This is a genomic window from Thauera propionica (assembly GCF_002245655.1).
GTDB classification, from domain to species: domain Bacteria; phylum Pseudomonadota; class Gammaproteobacteria; order Burkholderiales; family Rhodocyclaceae; genus Thauera; species Thauera propionica.
The window spans coordinates 137972-161290 of record NZ_NOIH01000002.1 but is presented as its reverse complement, the minus strand read 5'-3'; the positions used below and the strand labels follow the sequence as shown (position 1 = coordinate 161290).

The 23319-nt window shown below is 69.0% G+C and carries 17 protein-coding genes and 4 tRNA genes; 10 read left to right on the top strand and 11 right to left on the bottom strand.

From position 1 onward, the window contains the following. Nucleotides 1–10 precede the first annotated feature (10 nt). The 3 genes from dsbD to CGK74_RS01145 form a co-directional block, all read right to left on the bottom strand. The gene (gene dsbD / locus CGK74_RS01155) at nt 11–1855 is read right to left on the bottom strand and encodes a protein-disulfide reductase DsbD (RefSeq protein ID WP_094266672.1); all 1845 of its coding nucleotides are present in this window, start codon (nt 1853–1855) and stop codon (nt 11–13) included. A gap of 34 nt (nt 1856–1889) precedes the next feature. Next, nucleotides 1890–2216, bottom strand: coding sequence for a divalent-cation tolerance protein CutA (cutA, locus tag CGK74_RS01150; RefSeq protein WP_094266670.1), 327 nt, complete (start codon nt 2214–2216; stop codon nt 1890–1892). Nucleotides 2217–2322: 106 nt separating this feature from the next. Continuing rightward, nucleotides 2323–2934 carry a glutathione S-transferase gene (locus tag CGK74_RS01145; protein WP_094266668.1) on the bottom strand — a complete coding sequence of 204 codons (612 nt, stop codon included), beginning with the start codon at nt 2932–2934 and terminating at the stop codon, nt 2323–2325. Nucleotides 2935–3165: 231 nt separating this feature from the next. On the opposite strand from CGK74_RS01145, the gene CGK74_RS01140 reads away from it, so the two are divergent. Genes CGK74_RS01140 through CGK74_RS01130 form a run of 3 tightly spaced genes read left to right on the top strand, consistent with a single transcriptional unit; the run spans nt 3166 to nt 8281 of the window. Next, on the top strand, nt 3166–4428 hold the full coding sequence (locus tag CGK74_RS01140) for an HD-GYP domain-containing protein (RefSeq protein ID WP_094266666.1): 1263 nt from the start codon (nt 3166–3168) through the stop codon (nt 4426–4428). Beyond that, nucleotides 4421–5557, top strand: a complete 1137-nt coding sequence (locus CGK74_RS01135; RefSeq protein WP_094266664.1) for a response regulator — start codon at nt 4421–4423, stop codon at nt 5555–5557. The genes CGK74_RS01140 and CGK74_RS01135 overlap by 8 nt, the downstream gene beginning before the upstream one ends. Nucleotides 5558–5575: 18 nt before the next feature. Next, on the top strand, nt 5576–8281 hold the full coding sequence (locus tag CGK74_RS01130; RefSeq protein ID WP_094266662.1) for a PAS domain-containing hybrid sensor histidine kinase/response regulator: 2706 nt from the start codon (nt 5576–5578) through the stop codon (nt 8279–8281). Nucleotides 8282–8290: 9 nt separating this feature from the next. On the opposite strand, the gene CGK74_RS01125 is transcribed toward CGK74_RS01130, so the two are convergent. Genes CGK74_RS01125 through CGK74_RS01115 form a run of 3 tightly spaced genes read right to left on the bottom strand, consistent with a single transcriptional unit; the run spans nt 8291 to nt 10437 of the window. Continuing rightward, a complete protein-coding gene (locus CGK74_RS01125) occupies nt 8291–8956 on the bottom strand; it encodes an alpha/beta hydrolase (RefSeq protein ID WP_094266660.1) in 666 nt (221 codons plus the stop codon). After that, entirely contained in the window at nt 8953–9276 is a 324-nt protein-coding gene (locus CGK74_RS01120; protein WP_004292657.1) for a (2Fe-2S) ferredoxin domain-containing protein, read from the bottom strand. Before CGK74_RS01120 ends, CGK74_RS01125 begins: the two co-directional genes overlap by 4 nt. Before the next feature lie 60 nt (nt 9277–9336). After that, a complete protein-coding gene (locus CGK74_RS01115) occupies nt 9337–10437 on the bottom strand; it encodes a VanZ family protein (protein ID WP_094266658.1) in 1101 nt (366 codons plus the stop codon). A gap of 296 nt (nt 10438–10733) precedes the next feature. On the opposite strand from CGK74_RS01115, the gene CGK74_RS01110 reads away from it, so the two are divergent. The 6 genes from CGK74_RS01110 to CGK74_RS01085 all read left to right on the top strand — a co-directional run bounded on the left by CGK74_RS01110 (nt 10734) and on the right by CGK74_RS01085 (nt 21296). Further along, a complete protein-coding gene (locus CGK74_RS01110; RefSeq protein ID WP_094266747.1) occupies nt 10734–14210 on the top strand; it encodes a transglutaminase family protein in 3477 nt (1158 codons plus the stop codon). A 6-nt stretch (nt 14211–14216) separates the two neighbouring features. Continuing rightward, nucleotides 14217–16874, top strand: a complete 2658-nt coding sequence (locus tag CGK74_RS01105; protein WP_094266656.1) for a circularly permuted type 2 ATP-grasp protein — start codon at nt 14217–14219, stop codon at nt 16872–16874. Nucleotides 16875–16890: 16 nt separating this feature from the next. Continuing rightward, nucleotides 16891–17826 carry a transglutaminase family protein gene (locus CGK74_RS01100; RefSeq protein ID WP_094266654.1) on the top strand — a complete coding sequence of 312 codons (936 nt, stop codon included), beginning with the start codon at nt 16891–16893 and terminating at the stop codon, nt 17824–17826. Between the two features lie 159 nt (nt 17827–17985). Beyond that, nucleotides 17986–19416, top strand: coding sequence for a circularly permuted type 2 ATP-grasp protein (locus CGK74_RS01095; protein WP_094266746.1), 1431 nt, complete (start codon nt 17986–17988; stop codon nt 19414–19416). 37 nt (nt 19417–19453) lie between these two features. Continuing rightward, on the top strand, nt 19454–20401 hold the full coding sequence (locus tag CGK74_RS01090; RefSeq protein WP_094266652.1) for an alpha-E domain-containing protein: 948 nt from the start codon (nt 19454–19456) through the stop codon (nt 20399–20401). Nucleotides 20402–20474: 73 nt separating this feature from the next. Continuing rightward, the gene (locus CGK74_RS01085; protein ID WP_094266650.1) at nt 20475–21296 is read left to right on the top strand and encodes a proteasome-type protease; all 822 of its coding nucleotides are present in this window, start codon (nt 20475–20477) and stop codon (nt 21294–21296) included. Between the two features lie 8 nt (nt 21297–21304). On the opposite strand, the gene CGK74_RS01080 is transcribed toward CGK74_RS01085, so the two are convergent. Then, nucleotides 21305–21988: a methyltransferase family protein gene (locus CGK74_RS01080; protein ID WP_094266648.1), complete on the bottom strand. Its 684-nt coding sequence runs from the start codon at nt 21986–21988 to the stop codon at nt 21305–21307. A 109-nt stretch (nt 21989–22097) separates the two neighbouring features. Between CGK74_RS01080 and CGK74_RS01075 the strand changes: the two genes are divergently transcribed. Continuing rightward, nucleotides 22098–22679 carry a phasin family protein gene (locus CGK74_RS01075; RefSeq protein WP_094266646.1) on the top strand — a complete coding sequence of 194 codons (582 nt, stop codon included), beginning with the start codon at nt 22098–22100 and terminating at the stop codon, nt 22677–22679. A 133-nt stretch (nt 22680–22812) separates the two neighbouring features. Here the strand turns inward: CGK74_RS01075 and CGK74_RS01070 are convergent. The 4 genes from CGK74_RS01070 to CGK74_RS01055 all read right to left on the bottom strand — a co-directional run bounded on the left by CGK74_RS01070 (nt 22813) and on the right by CGK74_RS01055 (nt 23257). Next, a tRNA-Asp gene (locus tag CGK74_RS01070) sits at nt 22813–22889 on the bottom strand. A 35-nt stretch (nt 22890–22924) separates the two neighbouring features. After that, nucleotides 22925–23000: transfer RNA gene (locus tag CGK74_RS01065), tRNA-Gly, on the bottom strand. A gap of 28 nt (nt 23001–23028) precedes the next feature. Then, a tRNA-Thr gene (locus tag CGK74_RS01060) sits at nt 23029–23103 on the bottom strand. A 78-nt stretch (nt 23104–23181) separates the two neighbouring features. Further along, nucleotides 23182–23257: transfer RNA gene (locus CGK74_RS01055), tRNA-Lys, on the bottom strand. Nucleotides 23258–23319 lie beyond the last annotated feature (62 nt).

The window sequence follows — 23319 nt, the reverse complement described above, 5'->3', positions numbered from 1 at the left end:
CCGCCCTCGCTCAGAGCGCCCGATCCAGCACCGTCGCGAACGGCTCCGCCTTCATGAAGCCCACGACCCGCATCCCTTCGCGCTCCTGGCCCTCGGCGTCGAAGAAGATGATGCCCGGCGGGCCGAACAGGCCGAAGCGCTTGAGCAGTGCCTTGTGTTCGTCCTCGTTGGCGGTGACGTCGGCCTTGAGCAGCAGCATCTGCCCCATCCGTTCGGCCACGCGCGCGTCGCTGAAGGTGAAGCGCTCCATCTCCTTGCAGGACACGCACCAGTCGGCATAGAAGTCGAGCATCACCGGGCGGTCGGTGGCGGCGAGTCGCGCATCAAGCTCGGCGACGGAATTCACCTTCTCGAACTGCGGCACGTTCACCGGTGCGGCGGCCTGGGCGCGCAGGATCGACAGCGGCTGCAGCGGATCGCGCGAGCCGGCCAGCGCACCGACCAGGATCGCCGCGCCCGAAAGCAGCAGCACGACCCCGACGCCCTTCCAGAAGCGCTGCCAGCCTTTGGCCTGCGGCGGCAGCGGATCGATGGCGTGCAGGAAGATGGCCGAGAACAGCAGCAGCGCCGCCCAGCCCAGCATCATCGCCAGCGGCGGGATCACCGGCGTGATCATCCACAGTGCGACCGCCAGCAGCATCACGCCGAAGGCTTTCTTGACGCCTTCCATCCACGGCCCGACCTTGGGCAGCAGGCTGCGCGAGGCCACGCCCACCGCCAGCAGTGGCGCGCCCATGCCCAGCGCCATCACGAACAGCGCCCAGCCGCCCAGCACCGCATCGCCGGTCTGGGCGATGTAGAGCAGGGCGCCAGCCAGCGGCGCGGCCACGCAGGGGCCGACGATGAGTGCCGACAGCACGCCCATCATGGTCACGCCGCCCAGGCTGCCGCCCTTGTTGTGGCTGGCGGTGTCGGCCAGCTTGCTCTGCAAGGACGACGGCAACTGCAGCTCGTAGAAGCCGAACATCGACAGCGACAGCAGCACGAAGACGAGCGCGAATACCGACAGCACCCACACGTTCTGCAGCGCCGCGGTCAGCATCGTGCCCGACAGCCCTGCCGCGACGCCGGCCAGCGCGTAGGTGACGGCCATGCCCAGCACGTAGGCCAGCGACAGCACGAAGGCGCGCATGTGCGAGACCTTGTGGCCCTGGCCGACGATGATGCCCGACAGGATCGGGATCATCGGGAAGGTGCAGGGGGTGAAGGCCAGCAGCAGGCCGAAGCCGAAGAAGCTCAGCAGGATCAGCGGCACGCTGGCGCCGGACAGCAGGCGCGCGATGTCGCCCGTTTCGTCGCTGGAGACGGCGCTGCCGGATTCCGGGCTGGCGTCGGCGACCGGCGCGGAGGGCGAGGCCGGGCTGGACACTGACGCAGAAAAGCCCCCGCCCATGACCTTGTCGAGGAAGCCGCCGCCAGCCTTCTTCGGCGGCGCGGTGAGGTCGATCGCTGCGGTCTGCGCCGTCGGCGGATAGCAGATGCCGCCATCCCAGCAGCCCTGGCTGGTCGCGATCAGTTCGAAACGCGTCACGCCCGCCGGCGCCTGCACCGGCAGCAGGATGCGCAACTCGCCGCGGTGGGTTTCCACGTTGCCGAAGAAGTCATCCTTGTGCGTCTTGCCCGCCGGCTTCTCCGCCGGGCCGAAGCTGACGTCGGCGGGCTCGGCCTCGAAGCGGAATTTGTCGCCGTACAGGTAGTAGCCCTTGGCCACTTCGAAGACCACCTCGACCGTCTGCGCATCCAGTGCCTGGGCGCGCAGCTTGAAGGCCTTCTCGGGTTCGATCGGGTCGGCGTGGGACAGGCCCGGCAGCAGCAGGCTGGCGAGCAGTGAAAGCAGGATCAGCAGGCGGTGCATCGTGTTCTTCGTGGCGGGGAGTGAAGGGCGGGGCTCAGGCATCCGTGGTGACCTCGCGCGCGACCCAGTCGAGATAACCAGGCAAGCCCAGCACCACAGGGACCGCGACGATCTCGGGAAGTTCGTAGGGGTGGCGGGCGCGGATCGCAGCCTCGAGCGCAGGGTAGCGCCCGGCGGTGGTCTTGATCAGCAGCGGCACCTCCGTCGTGGTCTCGACCGCGCCTTGCCAGCGATAGACCGAGGTGCAGGGCGCGAGGATGTTCACGCAGGCGGCGAGCCGCGCCTCGATGAGCGCAGCGGCCATCGCGTCCGCGCTGTCGCGGTCGGGCAGGTTGGTCAGGACAAGCAGCGTATCGGCCATGGCGGTCTCCGGGAGACAGAGCGCGATTGTCCCAGAGTCGCCCGCCGTTTGACCTGCGCCGAATCAATTGGGCGACGCGCGGGGGGGGCAGCCGATACGGCCGGTCTCAGCCCGCTGGCGGCGTGGTGTCGACGAAGCTCGGTCGTGCCAGCAGGCGTGCGGCGTAGGTGGCCAGCGCGGGGTGACGGCCGCGCCAGTCGAGCGTCGGGAAGCGCAGGTCGAGGTAGCCGAGTGCGCAGCCGGCGGCGACATCGCCGATCTGCAGCGTTGCGCCATCAAAGCCGCGCCGGCTGCCGACCCGCGCCTCGAGTTCGACCAGCCCGCGTTCGATCTTGTCGTGCTGGCGTTCGATCTCGCGCGCGCTGCGCTCGCCATCCGGGCGGCGCGATTCCAGCAGTGCGGTGACGGCGGCGTCGGTGATGCCGTCGGCCAGGGCCTCGGCCTGGCGGGCGCGCACGCACGCGAGCGGCTCGGCCGGCAGCAGCCAGGGTTCGGCGCCGAGGGTTTCGAGATAGCCGACGATCACCGGCGAATCGAAGAAGGCCTCGCCATCGTCCGCGACCAGCACCGGGACCTTGCCGAGCGGATTGAGCGTCGGCACGCGCGTGTTCGCTTCCCACGGCGAATCGACGACGAGTTCGAACGGCAGCTTCTTCTCCGCGAGCACGACGCGGATCTTGCGTGCGTAGGGGCTGGTGAGCGAGGCGAGCAGCTTCATGGGGCGAGTCTCCGTGTGAAGGCTGATTGGTGGGCGCAGCAGGTTTGCGGCGGTGCCGTCCGCCAGTGCAGGCCGTATTGTCACAGAGTTTGTGCCGATGCTTCGGCCCTCGAAAGGGCGCCGGGGAAATCGCAGTAAAGTGTGATCGGGTTCGCAAGAGTTCGATCAAAAATCCCTGAAAAACGGGAAAATCGGCAAAATGGGAATCGTCATCACCCGCCTGATCTGCCCATGAGCATCCACACCGACCTTCGCAGTGTGATCTACGCGCTGTCCGATGCGCTCGACCTGGTCGGCGTGGACGATGTCGCGCATGGCAAGCGCGTCGGCATCATGGCGGCCGAGTGTGCGGCGGAGCTTGGCCTGGGCGGGCAGGAGCAGGATTTCCTGTTCGACCTCGGCATGCTGCACGACATCGGCGTGTCCTCGACCGGGATCCATCGCAATCTGGTCGAGCAGTTCGACTGGGCGGGCTCGCAGCAGCATGCCGAGACCGGCTACGCCTTGCTGAAGGACTACGCGCCGCTGGCGGCGATGGCCGTGCCGGTGCGCTATCACCACACGCACTGGAGCCAGCTGCAGGACAAGGGGCTGGACCCGGCAGTGGCGCGGGCGGCCAACCTGATCTTCCTCGTCGACCGGGTCGATGCGCTGGCGGCGCCGCACTATGCAAGCAACGGCGTGCTGCCGCACATGCACCAGATCCGCGACGAGATCGCGCGCAACGCCGGTGGCCGCTTCGCGCCCGAGCTGGTCGCCGCCTTCCTGACGGCATCGGCGCGTGAGGCCTTCTGGCTCAGGCTCGAGCCGCGCTCGATCCAGGCTGCGCTGCAGGATCGCCTGGCGCTGGCCGGCGAAGGCAATGCGCCGACGGGCAGCCTGCGCGAGCTTGCACGCATCTTCTCGCGCATCGTCGATGCCAAGAGTCCCTTCACCGCCGAACACTCGCTGGGCGTGGCCGGCGTCGCCTGCCTGCTGGCCCGGCGCCTCGGCGTGGCGCCGGACAACGTCGACAAGCTCGAGATCGCCGCCCTGCTGCACGACCTGGGGAAGCTGCGTGTGCCCGACGAGATCCTCGACAAACCTGGAAAGCTCGATCCGGCCGAGCGCCTCGTCATCAACAGCCACAGCTTCGAGACCTTCCAGATCCTGCGCAACGTCAAGGGCTTCGAGGAGATCGCGCCGTGGGCGGCGTACCACCACGAGGAGCCCGGCGGCAGCGGCTACCCCTTCCACGTCGATGCCGCCACCTTGCCGATCGAGGCGCGCATCCTGCGCGTGGCCGACATCTTCCAGGCCATGGTGCAGGATCGTCCCTACCGCGCCGGCCTGGGCGCGCAGGAGGCGCTGGCCTTCTTGCAGAAGCTCGCCGGCGAGGGCCGCATCGACCGCACGGTTTTCGCCACGCTGTCGGCCTTCATCGACGAGGCCATGCGCGCCGCGCGGCCGGGCGCGAGCCGCGACGTCCAGTCCGAAGGAGCCGATCATGTCTGAGCTTGCCCCCGATCGCGCGACCATCCTGGTGGTCGACGACAAGCCCGAGAACCTGCGCGTGGTCGGCGACCTGCTGCGCGACACCTACCAGGTGCGCGTCGCCAACTCCGGCGCGCGCGCGCTCGCCGTCGCCGACAGCGCGCCGCGTCCCGACCTGATCCTGCTCGACGTGATGATGCCGGAGATGGACGGCTACGAAGTCATGCGCCGCCTCAGGGCCAATCCTGCAACCGCCGACATCCCGGTCATCTTCGTCACCGCGCTGAATGCGGATGAGGATGAGGAGCACGGACTGGCGCTCGGCGCGGTGGACTACGTCACCAAGCCGCTCAAGCCCGCGATCCTGCTTGCCCGCGTGCGCAGTCAGCTCGAGCTCAAGCACGCGCGCGACCGCCTGCGCGACCAGAACGACTGGCTCGAGGCCGAGATCGCGCGCCGCATGCGTACCAACGAACTGATCAAGGACGTCACGCTCTACGGCCTGGCGGCGCTGGCCGAGGTGCGCGACAACGAGACCGGCAACCATCTGCACCGTACCCGCGCCTACATCGAGACGCTGATGGCGCATCTGTGCGAGCACCCCGACTACGCCGCCGCACTCACGCCGGAGGCTCGCCAGATCATCGCCAAGGCCGCGCCGCTGCACGACATCGGCAAGGTCGGTATCCCCGACCACATCCTGCTCAAGCCGGGCAAGCTGACGCCGGACGAGTTCGAGATCATGAAGACGCATGCCCGCATCGGCGGCGACGCGATCGTGGACGCGGTGAAGCGGGTGGTGGGCGAGCGGGTCGAGCATGCGGACCTGCCTGCGCCGGAGGACTTCACCTTCCTCGAGGTCGCGCGCGACATCGCCACCCATCACCACGAACGCTGGGACGGCAGCGGCTACCCCGACGGCCTGCGCGGCGACGCCATTCCCCTGGCAGCGCGGCTGATGGCGGTGGCCGACGTGTTCGACGCGCTGACCTGCCGGCGCCCCTACAAGGCGCCCTGGCCGCTGGAAAAGGCCGTGGCCCTGATCGTCGATGGGCGCGGCTCGCACTTCGACCCGCAACTGGTGGATGCCTTCCTTGATTTGAAGGATCGCTTCGCCGAGATCGCCGTCCGCTACGCTGATGACGCCTGAGCCCTTGTGCGAGACATCATGAGGCCCCGTCGCCGCATACCGCTGCTGGTCTATCTGCTGCTGCCGGTCATGCTGGTGCTCGGTGCCGCGGCTGCGCTCAACATTGGCGCGCTCGACGACCTGCAGCGCAAGCAGCGCGTGATCCAGTCGGCGCAGATGGAGGCGCTGGGCGGGGTCGATGATGTGGTCGAATTCAGTCACGGCGTCTTGTTCCTGCACCGCAAGGCGAGGGAGTTGATCCACGACGTTGCACAGGGGGCGGTCGACGAGGAGGCGCGAGCGATCCGGCGTGCCGAGGTGTTGCGCGAACTGCGCGACATGCAGCGTCTGCTTGCCTTCGCCGCCGAGCGGGGCCATCCGGCGCACATCGCCGCCCAGTTCGCCGAAGAACAGGCTCGCTTCGAGGACTATCGCCGTTTTCTTGTGCCGGCCCTGGATGCCCGGCCGGCGCCCGAGCGGGTACTGGATCTTATCCGCCAAGCTGACCGGCTCCACACCGAACTTGCCGATCATCGCGCGCTGCTGTCCTCGGCAATGGTGCGCAGCGCGGCGGAAGGCCTGCATGCGCTGGAGCACAACCTCACGGATCACGTCGAGCAGGCCACGCTGCTGACCATCGTCGGCATGCTGCTGGTCGCCGGGCTGTGGTTGCTCGGCGCGTTCTGGCTCAACTGGCGAATGGCCACGATCACGGACTCGCTCGGCGCGCTGGCCGGGGCCGACACCGAGGCGCCGGTGCTCGACCGGCTCGAGCGTTTACACCACGGTCATGGCCTGCTGCAGGATGTGGCGGAGGCGGTGCTCGCCTTCCGTGACGTCATCCGGGCCCGGCGTGTCGCTTCGCAGGCGCTCGCGCGGCGCGAGGAGATCTACCGCTCGCTGGTCGACCAGTCGAGCAGCGGCATCGTGCTGGTCGATGTCGAGACCCTGCATTTTGCCGAATTCAATGACGCGGCCTGCGCCTCGCTGGGCTACTCGCGCGAGGAGTTCGCTCGCCTCAGTCTCTACGATGTGCAGGCCAACTGGTCCAGGCACGAAGTGGACACGCGCCTGCGAGACATCCTCGTCACCGGCTCGGCGTCGTTCGAGAACCAGCGCCGGCGCAAGGATGGTTCGGTGCGCCATGTGTGGGTCACGATCAAGGTCATCGACATCGGCGGACGCAAGTACCTGTCCTCGGTATGGACCGACATCACCGAGCACATGGAAGCGCGGCGCGAGCTGCTGCGCTACCAGAACGAACTCGAGGACCTGGTGCGCGAGCGCACCGCGGAGCTGACCGTGGCGAAGGCAGCGGCCGAATCGGCCAGCCGCGCCAAGAGCGCCTTCCTTGCCAACATGAGCCACGAGATCCGCACGCCGATGAACGCCATCATCGGCCTGAGCTACCTGCTGCGCCGCGATCCGGCGCTGCAGGCGCAGCGCGCGCAGCTCGACACCATCCACGCGACGGCCATGCAGTTGCTGTCGATCATCAACGACATCCTCGACTTTTCGCGCATCGAGGCCGGGGCGGTGTCCATCGAGCTGGTGGATTTCGATCCCGATTCGGTGATCGACAACCTCGCCGCGCAGGCGCGCGACCTCTTGGCGCACAAGCGTCTCGCGTTCGAGGTCGACACCGAGCGCCTGCCGCGCCGCCTGCTCGGCGACCCCTTGCGGCTCGGTCAGGTGCTGCAGAAGTTCGTCAGCAATGCGATCAAGTTCACCGAGGCAGGCCGCGTCGTGCTGCGCGGCCTCACCGTGCCGCACGACGACGGGACGCAGTGGGTGCGTTTCGAGGTCGAGGACACGGGCATCGGCATCCGTCCCGAGCAGCAGGAAAGGTTGTTCCAGGCCTTCGAGCAGATCGATGCGTCAACTACCCGGGCTCACGAGGGCACCGGTCTTGGCCTGGTGATCGCGCGCAGCCTGACGCGCCTGATGGGCGGTGAGATCGGCGTGCGCAGCTCGCCCGGCGTCGGGAGCTGCTTCTGGATCGAAGTGCCGCTGGCAGCCGTGGGTGAGCTGGCGGGAGGCGGTCGTGCGGACGCTGCCCGGCGCAGGCCCGGCGCAGGCCGGGACGACGCGGAATCGAGCCGTTTCGAGGGTCTGCGGGTGCTGCTGGCCGAGGACAACGCGGTCAACCGCGAGGTGGCGCTGGCCTTGCTGCGCCGCACCGGCCTGGAGGTCGATTGCGCCGGCAACGGCCAGGAGGCGGTCGAAATGGCCGGCCGCGGCGGCTACGACCTGATCCTGATGGACGTGCAGATGCCGGTCATGGACGGGCTCGAGGCGACCCGCCGCCTGCGTGCCGAAGGCGCTTGCAGCGTGCCGATCCTCGGCATGACCGCCAATATCTTCAAGGAAGACCGCGAGGCCTGCCTGGCCGCCGGCATGAACGCCCACCTGCCCAAGCCGGTCGAGCCGCAGATGCTCTACGAAACGCTACGCCGCTGGCTGCCCGCCGTGCCGGCGCCGCGGACCGGCGCATTTGCTGCCCCGTCGGCGGTCGAGGCGATCGACTGGGACGCGCTGCGCGTCCAGGTCGCCACGCTGGCCCGCCTGCTGGCCGAGGACGACATCGAGGCGCTGCAGGCTTTCGACCGCTGCCGCGCAGCGCTGGAGGGCCTGTTCGGTGCGACCCTCGCGCCGCTCACCGCGCACATCCAGGGTTTCACCCTGGATGAGGCCGCGCACGAACTCGAGGCGCTGGTCGCGCGCGAGCCGCGCCTCAGGCACTGAGCGTCGCGCTCAGGCCGTGTCGGCACGGCTGACGTTGCGCGCGATCACATCGCGGATCACGTGCAGCTTGCCGTGGAAGAAGTGGTCGGCGCCGGGCACCACGGTGACGGGCAGCTCCTGCGGCCGTGCCCAGTCGAGCACGTTGGCCAGCGCCACGGTCTCGTCGTTCTCGCCGTGGATGACCAGGGTCGGGATGTTGGCCGGCGCTGTCGGCGTCTCATAGTGGCGTCCGCTGCCGGTGGTCGCGCCGGCCGCCATGCCGACCAGGATCAGCTGGCGCGGCGGCGCGATGCCGTCGGCGAGGCGGTTGGCGACGCGCGTCAGCACGTAGCTGCCGAAGGAGAAGCCGCCCAGCGCCAGCGGCAGGCTGCCCCAGCGCGACTGCGCCCAGCTCAGCACCGACAGCATGTCCTCGGTTTCGCCGACGCCTTCGTCGTGCGTGCCTTCGCTCTTGCCCACGCCGCGGAAGTTCGGCCGGAGCGCGGCGAAGCCCAGGTCGCGGAAGCTGCGCGCCAGCGTGTGCGCCACCTTGTTAGTGTTGGCGCCGCCGAACAGGGGGTGCGGATGGCACACCAGCGCAATGCCGCGCACCGTCTCCGGGGTGTCGATCAGCACCTCGATCTGGCCTTCGGGGCCGCGCAGCAGGGCGGATTCGGTGGGCAGCGGGCGGCTCATGCAGCGTCCTCCGGCAGGCGCAGGCGCTCGACGACGCGGCCATGCACCAGGTGGTTGTCGATGATGTCGTCGATGTCTTCCTTGTCGACGTAGGTGTACCAGACGTTGTCCGGGTAGACGACCAGCACCGGGCCTTCGTCGCAGCGGCCCAGGCAGCCGGCCTTGTTCACCCGCACGCTGCCCTTGCCCTTCAGACCGAGCGCGGCGGTGCGCTCCTTGGCGTAGGTCTGCAGCTCGCTGGCCTGGTGGTCGTTGCAGCAGGTTTCGCCGGCGGCGCGCTGGTTACAGCAGAAGAAGACGTGGTGTTTGAAGTAGCTCATGGTGTCTCGGTGTCTCGCAGCGGTTCGGGTGCACCGGTCGGCGCACCAAGGGAGGACGGATTATAGGCCGCGTGTGCTGTGCCCCGCCCGGGCGGTCAGGTGTTCGCCGCGCCACAGGCCGAGCGCCGACAGGTAGGCCAGCGCGACGAAGGGCCACAGGCTGTCGACGAGTTCGGTCAGGCCGTGGAAGTTGAGGATGTTGCTGAACTGGGCCAGGCGCTGGTTGTAGGCCAGGTAGGGGTTCTCCGGCATCAGGTTGACCAGCGCCGTCGCGGCCAGCAGCGCGGTGCCCGCCAGCGCGTGCTGCAGCAGGCGTGGCAGCAGCAGCGTCAGCGTGAGCACGGCGCCCCCGATCACCAGGCCGCGTTCGGCACCCGGCGTGAGCCAGGCCAGCGGCGCGCCGGGCTCGAAGAAGGTGGCGGTCGCCAGCGATTTGGCGCCGACGCCCAGCGCCAGCAGCAGCACGATCGGCAGCGGGTTGCGCCCGCGCATCATGCAGCGTGCGAACAGCCCGACGGCGAGGATCGACGCCGCGGTGAGCGCGGTGTCGAAGGCGATGAAGCGTTCGGGCTGGAAGGGCAGCGGCGCGGCAATGCCCAGCAGGCTGCGCAGGTCGCCGCTGGAAAACAGCAGGTCGGTGGCGCTGAGCTGGCCGAGCAGCCACAGCCCGAGCAGGATGAGCCCGGCTTCGCCGGTGCGTCCGCCGATGATCCATTCCGTCCGCCAGCGGTGAAAGATGCCGCGTGCGCCGAACCACGCCTGTCCCCAGCGCACGCCCAGCATTGCGCCGAGCAGGGCGCCGAGGATGTTGCCGCCCAGGTCGAGGTTGCTGGCGATGCGGCTGGGCAGCAGGTTCTGCGCAGTCTCGAGCCCGAGGCTGAGCAGGCCCGCGAGCAGGGTGGCCAGTACGATGCCGCGCCCTGCGGGCCATCCGGCCGGCATCGCCGCGGCGGCGAGGAAGCCGAAGGGCAGGTAGCCGAGGATGTTGAAGATGAAGTCCTCGAGGATGAAGTACTTCGGCCAGGGGGCGAGCAGGTAGTCGAACAGCGGCAGTCCGCTCGCCTGCCAGCCGGTCAGCGGATGCAGGCAGGCGTAGGCGATCAGCAGCGCGTAGGCGAGGGCGAGGTTGCGGGGCAGCGAGGCGGGCGCGGTTCGGGTCATCGGGATGGAACGTCGGCAGACGGCGCCGGCTGGGTTCGCGAAGCTGCCCCGTGTCGTTTCCGGGCCAGCCGTTTTCTGAGCTGTCCCGATTCTGCCAGTTCCCGGCGCGGCATTCCTTGATGTGTGCGGCGAGGCGACGCCGCACCGGGGTGGTGCGTGATGCGCCGGGCTGGTGCGCGCTGGCGGGGGTGGAGCCGGTGTCCACGGACCCGCAGCGAGGGTGGGGGCGCATCGCCGTCCGCGCACGCTTCTTGCTGTCGGAACGGCATTGCCCATCTGCGCATCGCGAGGCCTTCGTGTCCATCCACGTCAAGCTGAACCACGTCACCCACTACCGCTACGACCGCCCGGTCAGCCTGTCGCCGCAGGTCGTGCGCCTGCGTCCGGCGCCGCATTGCCGCACACCGATCCATGCCTACTCGCTGAAGGTCGAGCCCTCCGGGCATTTCATCAACTGGCAGCAGGACCCGCAGTCCAATTACCTGGCGCGGCTGGTGTTTCCGGACAAGGCGACCGAACTGCGCATCGAGGTGGATCTGGTGGCCGAGATGTCGGTCATCAACCCCTTCGACTTCTTCCTCGAGCCAGCGGCGGAGAAGATTCCCTTCGCCTACGACGAGGGTCTGAGCGTGGAGCTGGCGCCCTATCGCCTGAAGGCGCCGGCCGATGCGCTCGGACCGAAGTTCCTCGACTACCTCGAATCCATCCCGCGCGAGCCGAAGGCCAGCGTCGATTTCCTGGTCGGGCTCAACCAGCGCCTGCAGCAGGACATCCGCTACCTGGTGCGGCTCGAACCCGGCGTGCAGACGCCGGAGGAGACGCTGACGCTGGCGAGCGGGTCCTGCCGTGACTCGGCCTGGCTGCTGGTGCAGCTGCTGCGCCACCTCGGGCTGGCGGCACGCTTCGTGTCCGGCTACCTGATCCAGCTCACCCCCGACGTGAAGTCGCTCGACGGGCCGTCCGGCACCGAGGTGGACTTCACCGACCTGCACGCCTGGTGCGAGGTCTACCTGCCCGGTGCGGGCTGGGTCGGCCTCGACCCGACCTCGGGCCTCTTTGCCGGCGAGGGCCACATCCCGGTGGCGTGCACGCCCGAGCCCTCGTCGGCGGCGCCGATCACCGGCTTCACCGACGAATGCGAGTGCGAGTTCGAGCACATCATGAAGGTCGAGCGGGTGTGGGAGGCGCCGCGCGTCACCAAGCCCTACACCGACGAACAGTGGGCCGCGATCGAGGCCCTGGGCCACCGTATCGACGGCGACCTGACGGCCAGTGACGTACGCCTCACGCAAGGGGGTGAGCCGACCTTCGTGTCGCTTGACGACCGCGACGGCGCGGCCTGGAACAGCGACGCGCTCGACCCGCAGAACCGGGATGCCAGCAAGCCGAGCAAGCGTACGCTGGCCGAGGACCTGATGTTCCGCCTCAAGGATCACTATGCACCGCAGGGCCTGCTGCATTTCGGCCAGGGCAAGTGGTACCCCGGTGAGCAGCTGCCGCGCTGGTCGCTGAACTGCTACTGGCGCCGTGACGGCGAACCGATCTGGCGCGATCCGGAGCTGTTTGCGCGCGAACTCTCGGACACCGCGGTGGACGAGGCCATGGCGGCGCGCTTCCTTGCCCGCGTCGGCGAGCGCCTGGGCGTGGATGCGCAGTGGATGATGCCGGCCTTCGAGGACGCCTGGTACTACCTGTGGCGCGAGCGCCGGCTGCCGACCAACGTGGACCCGCACGACTCGCGCGTCGACGATCCGCTCGAGCGCGCGCGCCTGACCAAGGTCTTCGACCGGGGCCTGAAGCAGGTCATCGGCCATGTGTTGCCGATCGTGCGCAATCACGGCGGTGCCGGCCGCTGGCAGAGCGGTCCGTGGTTCCTGCGTGCCGAACGCCTGTACCTGATCCCGGGCGATTCGCCGATCGGCTACCGCCTGCCGCTGGATTCGCAGCCCTGGGTGGGCAGGGGCGACTTCCCGTGGATCCATGCCGCCGACCCCAACCAGGCCTTCCCTGCGCTGCCCGCCCACGCCGAACTGCGCCAGCAACTGCGGCCGACCGGGGTGACCGTCGGCGCCGACAGTGGCCTTGGCTTTACCGCCCACGGCGGCGGCTGGACGCCCGGCCGGGCCGAGCATGCCGGCTTCCATGGCGTGCAGGGCGAGGCCGCCATGCCGCTTCCCGGTGCCGCCGAGGCCGCGCTGGCGAGCCGCGACGAACGTGTCGACCCGGCGCGCCGCCCGGCGCCCTTCGAGTCCGCCGCCTGGATCACCCGCAGCGCGCTGTGTGCCGAACCGCGCGGCGGCCTGCTCTACCTCTTCATGCCGCCGACGGTGGCGCTGGAGGACTACCTCGAGATCGTCACTGCCATCGAGGACACCGCGGTCGAGTTCAAGCTGCCGGTGGTGCTGGAGGGCTACGAGCCGCCGTCCGACCCGCGCCTGGCGAGCTTCCGCATCACCCCCGATCCGGGCGTGATCGAGGTCAACATCCACCCTGCCGCAAGCTGGGACGAACTGGTCGAGCGCACCACCACCCTGTACGAGGAAGCCCACCAGTCGCGGCTGTCGACCGAGAAGTTCATGCTCGACGGCCGCCACACCGGCACCGGCGGCGGCAACCACTTCGTGCTCGGCGGTGCCACGCCGGCCGATTCGCCCTTCCTGCGCCGGCCTGACCTGCTGCGCAGCCTGGTGAGCTACTGGCACAACCACCCCAGCCTGTCCTATCTGTTCTCCGGGCTGTTCATCGGCCCGACCTCGCAGGCGCCGCGGGTGGACGAGGCGCGCCACGACTCGGTGCACGAACTGGAGGTCGCCTTCCAGCAGTTCCCCGAGGTCGGCAAGGCCGTGCCGCCCTGGCTCATCGACCGCCTGCTGCGCAACCTGCTGATCGACGCCAGCGGCAATACCCACCGCGCCGAGTTCTGCATCGACAAGCTCTACAGCCCGGACAGCGCCACCGGGCGGCTCGGCCTGCTCGAGCTGCGCGCCTTCGAGATGCCGCCGCATGCGCGCATGAGCCTCGCCCAGCAACTGCTGCTGCGCGCGCTGATCGCGCGCTTCTGGCAGCAGCCCTATGCGCCCGGCCGTCTGCGGCGCTGGGGCACCGAACTGCACGACCGCTTCCTGCTGCCGCACTGGGTGGCGGAGGACTTCCGTGACGTCGTCACCGAGCTGCGCGAATCCGGCTATCCGATCGAGTTCGACTGGTTCGCGCCGCACTTCGAGTTCCGCTTCCCGAAGTACGGCGAGTTCGCCGCGCGCGGCGTACAGGTCGAGCTGCGAATGGCGCTCGAGCCCTGGCACGTGATGGGCGAGGAGGGGGCGCCCGGTGGTACGGTACGCTATGTCGATTCCTCGGTGGAGCGCCTGCAGGTGAAGGTGTCGGGACTGAACGATGACCGCCATGTGCTGAGCTGCAACGGCCGCGCCGTGCCGCTGCAGCCGACCGGCGTGGTCGGCGAGTTCGTCGCCGGCGTGCGCTACCGCGCCTGGCAGCCGCCGTCCTGCCTGCATCCGACCATCGGCGTGCATGTGCCGCTGGTGTTCGATCTGGTCGATGGCTGGATGCAGCGCTCGATGGGCGGCTGCATGTACCACGTGGCGCATCCGGGCGGGCGCAACTACGAGAGCTACCCGGTGAACCCGTACGAGGCCGAGGGCCGGCGCCTGGCGCGCTTCACCACCACCGGCCATACGCCGGGCCGGATCGCGCCGGCGGCGGCGGAGCGCAACGCCGACTTCCCGTTCACGCTCGACCTGCGTCGACAGGGCTGACGAAGCATGCAGGTCCAGCCGCACAGCCCGCCCCAGCTGCTCGCCGACTACGCTGCACGGCCCGATCGCTACGACGAGCTGTGCCAGCGCATCGGCAGTGTGGTGGTGCTGCGTCCGCACTGGCGCGATTTCTTCCACGGCCTGGCCGCGATGCCGGCGGCCGAGACCGCGGCGCGGCGCACGGCCCTGCGCCGGCAGATCCACGAGAACGGCATCACCTACAACGTGTATGCCGATCCGCGCGGCTTCGAACGGCCGTGGGAGCTCGATCTGCTGCCCTACATCCTGCCGGCGGCGGAATGGGCACAGATCGAGGCGGCGGTGCTGCAGCGCGCGACGCTGTTCAACCGCATCCTCGCTGACCTCTACGGCGAGCAGAGCCTGTTGCAGCAGGGCCTGATTCCGCCGGCGCTGATCTACGGCCACAGCGGATTCCTGCGTCCGCTGGTGGGGGCGAAGCCCCCGCGCGACCTGTTCCTGCACTTGTACGCGGTGGACCTGGCGCGCTCGCCGGATGGCCGCTGGTGGGTGGTGGCCGACCGCACCCAGGCCCCTTCCGGCGCCGGCTACGCGCTGGAGAACCGCGGCGTGGTGGCGCGGGCGCTGCCCGAGCTGTATCGCGCCGCCGGCGTTCAGCCGCTGGTGCCCTTCTTCGAGACCTTCCGCGACGGGCTGGCGACGCTGGCCCCGGAGGCCGGTGCAGAGGAGAAGGGCGGCGAGGGCAGGACCGAGGACGGCGACGCCCCGCTGATCGTCGTACTGACGCCCGGCCCTTACAACGAAACCTATTTCGAGCACGCCTTCCTGGCGCGCGAGATGGGCTTTCCGCTGGTCGAGGGGCAGGACCTGACGGTGCGCGACGAGAAGGTCTTCCTGCGCACGCTCGAGGGCCTGCGCCGGGTGCATGTCATCCTGCGCCGCGTCGACGACATCTGGTGCGACCCGCTCGAGCTGCGCGACGATTCGGCGCTGGGGGTGGCCGGACTGGTGGCGGCGGTGCGTGCCGGGCAGGTTGCGGTCGCCAATGCGCTGGGCAGCGGCATCCTCGAGACCGGTGCGCTGCTGGGCTACCTGCCGCGCCTGGCCGAACACCTGCTCGGCCAGAAGCTGAAGATGCCTTCGGTCGCGACCTGGTGGTGCGGCGAGAAGGCGGCCTGCGACTACACGCTGAAGCACCTGCGGGAACTGGTGGTGAAGCCGGCCTACCCGACCGTGGGCGCCGGTCCGCTGTTCTGTCGCGACCTGCCGGCGGCGGAGCTCGACGCCCTTGCCGCGCGCATTGCCGCTCGCCCGTTCGAATTCGTCGCGCAGGAGATGGTGAACATTTCGCAGGCGCCGGTGCTGGCGACCGAGGACGAACCGGCCGCGGGCCTGGTGGCGCGCAACATCGGCCTGCGGGTGTTCGCGGCGGTCGGCCCCGACGGTTTTCGCGTGATGCCGGGCGGCCTGGTGCGGGTTGCGCCCGAGACCGACATGCGTGTGGTGTCCATGCAGCACGGGGGCGGCAGCAAGGATGCGTGGGTGCTCAGCGGCCCGGCCGCAGCGACGGGGCCAAGTCGGCGCCCCGCGGTGCCGGGGCAGATCGCGCTGCGCGAGCGCAGCCTCGCCGCGCCGGGGCTGGCCAGCCGCGTGGCGGAAAGCTTCTTCTGGCTCGGGCGCTACAGCGAGCGTGCCGACGGCGCAGCGCGCCTGGGGCGCGAGACGCTGGGCCGCCTCGGCGGGCTGGCCGTGCTCGATCACGTCGGGCCGGCCGCCGGCGAGGCAGGTGCGCAGGCGGATTCGCCCACGGTGGCTGCGCTGGCCGAGCTGTGCCGGCGCTGCGGCGTGCTGCCGCGGGCAGGCGAGGATACGGAGGGCGGCGAGGGGACCGAAAGGGTCGAAGGCAGCGCTGCCGCGCAGGTGCTGGCGTGCGCCCTGTTCGACGACGCGCGCAGCGGCAGCGTCGTCACCAACCTGCGCATGGTGCTGCGGCTGGCCTCGCAACTGCGCGACCGCCTGTCTCCCGACAGCTGGCGCATCTACAACCGCCTGGCGGGGTTTGCGACGCCGGTGACCGAGGCGCCCGGCCTGGGCGAGGCGATGCACCGCCTCGACGAATCGCTGCTGTCGTTGGTGACGCTGTCGGGTTTCGTCATCGAGAGCATGCCGCGCGATGCCGGCTGGCGCTTCCTGTCGATCGGCCGCCGCATCGAGCGCCTGCAGTTCCTCGCCTCGGCGCTCGCGGTGCTGCTGGCCGTGCCGCACCGCGGCGCCCTAGAGGCCCTGCTGGCCGTGACCGACGGCGAGATCCGCTATCGCAGCCGCCATGCGCGCGGACTGGCGCCGCGGCCGGTGGCCGAACTGGTGATGTTCGACGGCGACAATCCGCGCGCGCTGCGTTACCAGCTCGATTCACTGATCGACCACCTGGCGCGCCTGCCCGACGGCGCCGCGCTGGGCGAACCCCTTGCGGCGCTGATGCGGGAGCTGGACGCGGTCACGGACTGCGACTGCCTTGCCGGCCTTGCCGCCGACGGCCAGGCGACGCACGACGCCGCAGCCTGCGGCGCGGTCTTCGGGCTGCTCCAGCGCATCTGGTCTGCCGGCAACGCGCTGTCGGACGCCATTTCGCAGCGTTACTTCACCCACCTGGACGCGCGCAGCCATGCCACGGCCTCCCGCTGAACGGCCTGCCGACGCGATGCAGTTCTATGAGCTGCTTCACGACACGACCTACCGCTACACCAGCCCGGTGCTGCTGTCGCAGCAGGTCGCGCACCTGCGGCCGCGTGAAATCCTGCGCCAGCGGCTGGTGTCGTACGTGCTGGAGATCGATCCGGCGCCGGCGCAGCGGCGCGAGCGGACGGATTTCTTCGGCAACCCGGTGAGCTGCTTCAGTCTTTACGCCCCGCACGACCGGTTGACGGTGCGGGCGCGAAGCCGCGTTGGCGTGCTGGCGCCGGACTGGCCGGCCCCGGCCGCCAGCCTGCCGTGGGAGGCGGCGCGCGACTACCTGCTCGACGCCCTGTCGGGCCATGCGCCGCTGCAGGCCGAGGCGCGCGACGCCGGGCAGTACCGCTTCGCCTCGCCCTTCGTGGCGCTCGGTGCCGAGGCGGCGCGCTACGCGGACTACGCCCTGCAGTGCTTCACGCCCGAGCGTCCGCTGCTCGAGGCGGCCGCCGCGCTGTCGGCGCGCATCCACGCGGACTTCCGCTTCGATCCTGCGGCGACCGACGTCGCCACGCCGGTCGCCCAGGTCTTCGCCGCGCGGCGCGGCGTGTGCCAGGACTTCTCGCAGCTGATGATCGCCTGCCTGCGTTCGCTCGGGCTGGCGGCGCGCTATGTATCGGGCTACCTGCTGACCGAGCCGCCGCCGGGGCAGGCGCGGCTGGTCGGTGCCGACGCCTCGCACGCCTGGGTGGGCGTGTGGTGTCCTGGCGTGGGCTGGGTGGAGTTCGATCCGACCAACGACATGCAGCCGGGGGATGGCCACATCACGCTGGCCTGGGGACGTGACTATGGTGACGTGTGTCCGCTGCGCGGTGTCATCCTCGGAGGGGCCGGGCATGCGGCGGAGGTGGCGGTGACGGTGATGCCGGTGGAGGCCGCATGCGACGACATTCGCGCACCACATTGATGCATCGGATGCCGTGGTGGTGCGCACCACCGCAGTGCCCGCCGCGGTTGCGGCCGTGCATCTCGTCGCGAAGCCGCATCCGTGCGTGCTTGGCGGGGTTGGCACGCTTTCTGCTGAATGGCCCCCGAAGGGAGCCCAATCATGACCGCAGACAGCAAGATGACCGCCGCGAAACCCTACGATGAGATGCACGCCCCTGACGGCTCGGTCCGTCCGCACTACCTCGCGTACGCCGACTGGCTGGCCGATACGCCGCGCGAGCGTATCGAGCGCAAGCGCAGTGAAGCCGATGTCGCCTTCCACCGCGTCGGCATCACCTTCAACGTGTATGGCGCCGAAGGGGGGAAGGAGCGCCTGATCCCGTTCGACCTGCTGCCCCGGATCATTCCGGGCGACGAATGGACGGCGCTGGAAGCCGGCCTGCGCCAGCGCGTTAAGGCGCTCAACGCCTTCCTCGCCGACATCTACCACGGCCAGGAGATCCTGCGCGCCGGCCGCCTGCCGGCCGACCAGGTGCTGAACAACGCCCAGTTCCGCCCCGAGATGAAGGGCGTCGAGGTGCCGGGCGGCCTGTACGCGATGATCGCCGGCATCGACCTGGTGCGTGCCGCGGGCGCCGACGGCAAGGGCGAGTATTACGTGCTGGAGGACAACCTGCGCGTGCCCTCGGGCGTGAGCTACCTGCTCGAGAACCGCAAGATGATGATGCGGCTCTTTCCTGACCTGTTCTCGCGCTACAACGTGCAGCCGGTTGAGCACTACCCCGATCTGCTGCTCGAGACCCTGCGTGCGGTCGCGCCCGCCGGCGTGCTCGACCCGACGGCGGTGGTGCTGACGCCGGGTGCCTTCAACAGTGCCTATTTCGAGCACAGCTTCCTCGCCCAGCAGATGGGCGTCGAGCTGGTCGAGGGGCAGGACCTGTTCGTCAAGGACGACACGGTCTACATGCGCACCACCCAGGGCCCGCGCCGGGTCGACGTGATCTACCGCCGTCTCGACGACGACTTCCTCGACCCGGAGGTGTTCCGCCCCGACTCGATGCTGGGCGTACCGGGCCTGATGTCCGCCTACCGCGCCGGGCGGGTGACGCTGGCCAATGCGGTCGGCACCGGCGTGGCCGACGACAAGTCGATCTACCCCTACGTGCCGGAGATGGTGCGCTTCTACCTCGGCGAGGAACCCATCCTCAACAACGTGCCGACCTACATGCTGCGCGAGCCGGACGACCTGGCCTACACGCTGGCCCACCTGCCCGAGCTGGTGGTGAAGGAAGTTCATGGCGCCGGCGGCTACGGCATGCTCGTCGGCCCGGCCGCGACCAGGGCCGAGATCGAGGACTTCCGCCTGCGCATCCTCGCTGCGCCCGAGAAGTACATCGCCCAGCCCACGCTGTCCCTGTCGACCTGCCCGACCTTCGTCGACGCCGGCATCGCACCGCGCCACATCGACCTGCGCCCCTTCGTGCTGTCCGGGGGCAAGGAGATCCGCATGGTGCCCGGCGGCCTGACCCGCGTGGCGATGAAGGAAGGCTCGCTGGTGGTCAACTCCTCGCAGGGCGGGGGCACCAAGGACACCTGGGTCGTCAATTGAATCCGATCGCGCATCGAATCACGCCGGGAGAATCATCATGCTGAGCCGCACCGCCGACCACCTGTACTGGATGGCACGCTACACCGAGCGTGCCGAGAACACCGTGCGCATGCTGGACGTGTCCTACCGGATGTCGCTGCTGCCGCGCAACAACGGTAGCCACGACGACGGCTGGGGGGCCATCCTCGCCATCAGCGAGCTGACCGAGGCCTTCGCCCGCACCGGGCGGCCGCTGACGCCGCGCGACGTCATCGAGTTCGTCGTACTCGACCGCAATAACCTGTCGAGCGTGTGGAACTGCCTGCGCGCCGCGCGCGAGAACGCGCACGCGGTGCGCGGCACGCTCACCGCGGAGATGTGGGAAACCACCAACGCCACCTGGCTCGAGATCCGCGACATGACGCCGGAGAAGCTGCAGGCCACCGACCTGGGCGAGTTCTTCGAGTGGGTGAAGTTCCGCTCGCACCTGCTGCGCGGCGTCACCTTCGGCACCATGCTGCACGACGACGCCTTCCAGTTCGTGCGCCTGGGCACCTTCCTCGAGCGCGCCGACAATACCGCGCGCCTGCTCGACGTGAAGTACCACAGCCTGCTGCCGCAGAACGAAAGCCCGACCAGCACCACTGACTACTACCAGTGGGGGGCGCTGCTGCGCTCGGTTTCGGCCTTCGAGACCTACCGCCATGTCTATCGCGACGTCATCACGCCGTACAAGGTCGCCGAGCTGCTGATCCTCAACGATGCCATGCCGCGTTCGCTTCATTCCTGCGTGGACGCGGTCAACGACATCCTCGGCCAGATCGCCAACCTGCATTCGGCCGAGGCCGCACGCCAGGCGGGCGAACTGCACGCGACCCTGCACTATGGCCGTATGGACGACATCTTCGACACCGGCCTGCACCCGTGGCTGGAGCGTTTCCTCGAGCGCATCAACCGCCTGGGGGACCGCATCGGCGACAACTTTCTCGTTCCGGTCGCCGCCTGAACGCTTCATGGCGCTGCCGCCCGCCGATCCGCCGGGCGTCGTCGTCGAGCAATGACCTGACAGGATTGCCTGCATGACCTACTGCGTTGCGATGTGCCTCGACGAGGGGCTCGTCTGTCTGTCCGACTCGCGTACAAACGCGGGCGTGGACCACATCAACACCTTCCGCAAGATGACGGTGTTCGAGCGCCCCGGCGACCGCGTGCTGGTGCTGATGAGCGCCGGCAATCTCGCCATCACGCAGTCGGTCATCAACATCCTGCGCGAGCATGCGGCGGTGCAGGACCGCCAGAGCCTGTGGAACGCGCCGACGCTGTTCGAGTGCGCGCGCCTGGTCGGTGACACGATCCGCCGCGTGCACCAGCGCGATGCCGAGGCCCTGCAGCAGTTCGGCGTCGACTTCAACGCCTCCTTCATCCTCTGTGGCCAGATCGCCGACGAGCCGCCGAGGCTGTTCAACATCTACGCCGCCGGCAACTTCATCGAGGCCTCCAGCGACACGCCGTATTTCCAGATCGGCGAGTCCAAGTACGGCAAGCCGATCCTCGATCGCGTGGTCAGCAGTCGTACCTCGCTCGACGAGGCCGCCAAGTGCGCGCTGATCTCGATGGATTCGACGATCCGCTCCAACCTGTCGGTCGGGCTGCCGCTCGACCTGCTGATCTACAAGCGCGATGGCCTCAAGGTGAGCCGCCATGTCAGCATCGACTGGGACAACCCCTATTTCGACATGATCCACGGCCAGTGGGGTGCCAGCCTGCGGCGAGTGTTCGCCGAACTGCCCGACCCCGACTGGACGACCTGGCCGCAGGAGATCGAGCCGCGGCCGCGCATCCAGGAAGGGTCCGGGGTGCCTCTGCGCGAACCGGCCGCGGGCGACGTGTCCGCCGACTGAGGCGCGCTTCAGTCGCGGGGCCGCGGCGGCGTCGCTCCGGCATCCGCTGTCCGTGCCTCCAGGTCGCGTGCCTCCTCGCGGCCCAGGATGCGCCCTGGCCAGGGCAGCAGACCGGCTACGCGTCGGCGGTACGCCGCGTAGGCTTCGCCGTGGAAGGCGAGCAGCTTGCGCTCCTCGAGCAGCGAACCGAGCCACAGGTACAGCGTGATGCACAGCGTGCTCACGAGTCGTGCCTCGTCCATGTTCCGCGTCCACAGGATCACCAGGCCCAGGCTGTACCAGGGGTGGCGGACGTAGCGATGCAGCGGCGACAGCCGCAGGCGGCCGGGGTCTTCGGCCGCGCGGTGCGCCTTGCGCCACTGTGCGCTGCCGCTGAACACCGCCATGTCGTAGTAGCGCAGCGACCACAGGAAGCCCGCCACCGCCGCCAGCGCCAGCCCGTTGGCCACCCAGGCCCACACGCCACCCCAGCTCCACAGCAGGGAGCCGCGCCAGGCGAAGGTCAGCCACAGCGGGGGCAGCAGCAACAGCACCGCCAGCAGGTTGAAGCCCAGCCGGTAGCCATGCGCCCGGCGCGGCCAGCGCGCGGCGACCCAGCGCTTGACCGTCAGCGATGCGAGCGCGGAATGCAGTACCGCGTACGCGCTCCAGGCCATTACCAGAAGTACGAGTTGATCCGCCGACAGCGTCATGGTTTCGAAAATTCCCGCATAAAAAACGCTTGCGTAAATCCATGTTGCAGTGCAACATAAAACCACACCGCAGGACTGCTTCGGTGTCACCTACGCAAAGGAGTACACCATGAACGCCTCGCCCGAGAAAATGCTCGCCTCCCTCAAGACCACCGCTGAAGCGCGCGTCTCCGACCTGTCCGCCGCCGGCGACAGCCTGATGTCGGCCGCCGAGCACCTGACCGCCCTGAACCTGAACACCACGCGCGCCCTGCTCGACGACGGCATCGCGCTAAGCCAGGCCCTGCTCGCCGCGCGCGACCCCAAGGCACTGATCGAGCTGCAGCTCGGCACCATCACTCCGGCGCTGCAGAAGAGCTTCGCCTATGCCAAGACGGTCGGCAGCGTCGCCAGCCAGACCCAGGCTGAACTGCTGAAGCTGGTCGAGGCCGGCATGTCGCAGTGGCTGCAGGGCGTGATCGTGACCCTCGAAGGCCTGAACCGCAATGCGCCTATGGGTTCGGATCTTGCCGTCACTGCGCTGAAGACCGCCGTGGTCAATGCTTCGTCCGCCTACGAAGGCGCGACCCAGCTGGTGCGGCAGGTGTCCGAAGTGGCCCAGGCCAACGTCGACCAGGCTGCAGCGGCCACCTTCGACGCGGTCAGCAAGGGCACGACGGCGACCGTCTCGCTGCTCAAGACCGCAGCCTGATCGTTTCGCCCGCAAGACAGGAAGGCCAGCCCGCGCGGCTGGCTTTTTTACGCCCGGGGATCGCTTCTGCCGCAGGCGGGCGCGCAAAAGCAAAACGCCAACCCCGAAGGATTGGCGTTTTGCTTGCGATGCGTGGCGGAGTGGACGGGGCTCGAACCCGCGACCCCCGGCGTGACAGGCCGGTATTCTAACCAACTGAACTACCACTCCGGGGCTGCATGCCTTGCGGCGTACAGCAGTGAAACTGGAGCGGGAAACGAGTCTCGAACTCGCGACCTCAACCTTGGCAAGGTTGCGCTCTACCAACTGAGCTATTCCCGCATGAAACCGTATGTCGGCAGGGCCCGCTTGGTGCCCATGGGCAGGATTGAACTGCCGGCCTCTCCCTTACCAAGGGAGTGCTCTGCCACTGAGCTACATGGGCAGACCCCTGCCTGCTCCCGAACCTGCTACCTTCGGGAGCAAAAAGGCCGACCCTCGCGAATCGGCCTTTCATCTAATCTGGTGGGGGCACTAGGACTCGAACCTAGGACCAATTGATTAAGAGTCAACTGCTCTACCAACTGAGCTATACCCCCGGTGCCTTGCGGCTGATCGCCGTTACCGTCGATCAAGAGCCGCGAATGATACCGATGACTTT

What these genes read in the sequence shown, in the direction of transcription:
- dsbD (WP_094266672.1), bottom strand. Translation starts at nt 1,855, where the DNA reads ATGCACCGCCTGCTGATCCTGCTTTCACTGCTCGCCAGCCTGCTGCTG.
- cutA (WP_094266670.1), bottom strand. Translation starts at nt 2,216, where the DNA reads ATGGCCGATACGCTGCTTGTCCTGACCAACCTGCCCGACCGCGACAGC.
- CGK74_RS01145 (WP_094266668.1), bottom strand. Translation starts at nt 2,934, where the DNA reads ATGAAGCTGCTCGCCTCGCTCACCAGCCCCTACGCACGCAAGATCCGC.
- CGK74_RS01140 (WP_094266666.1), top strand. Translation starts at nt 3,166, where the DNA reads ATGAGCATCCACACCGACCTTCGCAGTGTGATCTACGCGCTGTCCGAT.
- CGK74_RS01135 (WP_094266664.1), top strand. Translation starts at nt 4,421, where the DNA reads ATGTCTGAGCTTGCCCCCGATCGCGCGACCATCCTGGTGGTCGACGAC.
- CGK74_RS01130 (WP_094266662.1), top strand. Translation starts at nt 5,576, where the DNA reads ATGAGGCCCCGTCGCCGCATACCGCTGCTGGTCTATCTGCTGCTGCCG.
- CGK74_RS01125 (WP_094266660.1), bottom strand. Translation starts at nt 8,956, where the DNA reads ATGAGCCGCCCGCTGCCCACCGAATCCGCCCTGCTGCGCGGCCCCGAA.
- CGK74_RS01120 (WP_004292657.1), bottom strand. Translation starts at nt 9,276, where the DNA reads ATGAGCTACTTCAAACACCACGTCTTCTTCTGCTGTAACCAGCGCGCC.
- CGK74_RS01115 (WP_094266658.1), bottom strand. Translation starts at nt 10,437, where the DNA reads ATGACCCGAACCGCGCCCGCCTCGCTGCCCCGCAACCTCGCCCTCGCC.
- CGK74_RS01105 (WP_094266656.1), top strand. Translation starts at nt 14,217, where the DNA reads ATGCAGGTCCAGCCGCACAGCCCGCCCCAGCTGCTCGCCGACTACGCT.
- CGK74_RS01100 (WP_094266654.1), top strand. Translation starts at nt 16,891, where the DNA reads ATGCAGTTCTATGAGCTGCTTCACGACACGACCTACCGCTACACCAGC.
- CGK74_RS01095 (WP_094266746.1), top strand. Translation starts at nt 17,986, where the DNA reads ATGACCGCCGCGAAACCCTACGATGAGATGCACGCCCCTGACGGCTCG.
- CGK74_RS01090 (WP_094266652.1), top strand. Translation starts at nt 19,454, where the DNA reads ATGCTGAGCCGCACCGCCGACCACCTGTACTGGATGGCACGCTACACC.
- CGK74_RS01085 (WP_094266650.1), top strand. Translation starts at nt 20,475, where the DNA reads ATGACCTACTGCGTTGCGATGTGCCTCGACGAGGGGCTCGTCTGTCTG.
- CGK74_RS01080 (WP_094266648.1), bottom strand. Translation starts at nt 21,988, where the DNA reads ATGACGCTGTCGGCGGATCAACTCGTACTTCTGGTAATGGCCTGGAGC.
- CGK74_RS01075 (WP_094266646.1), top strand. Translation starts at nt 22,098, where the DNA reads ATGAACGCCTCGCCCGAGAAAATGCTCGCCTCCCTCAAGACCACCGCT.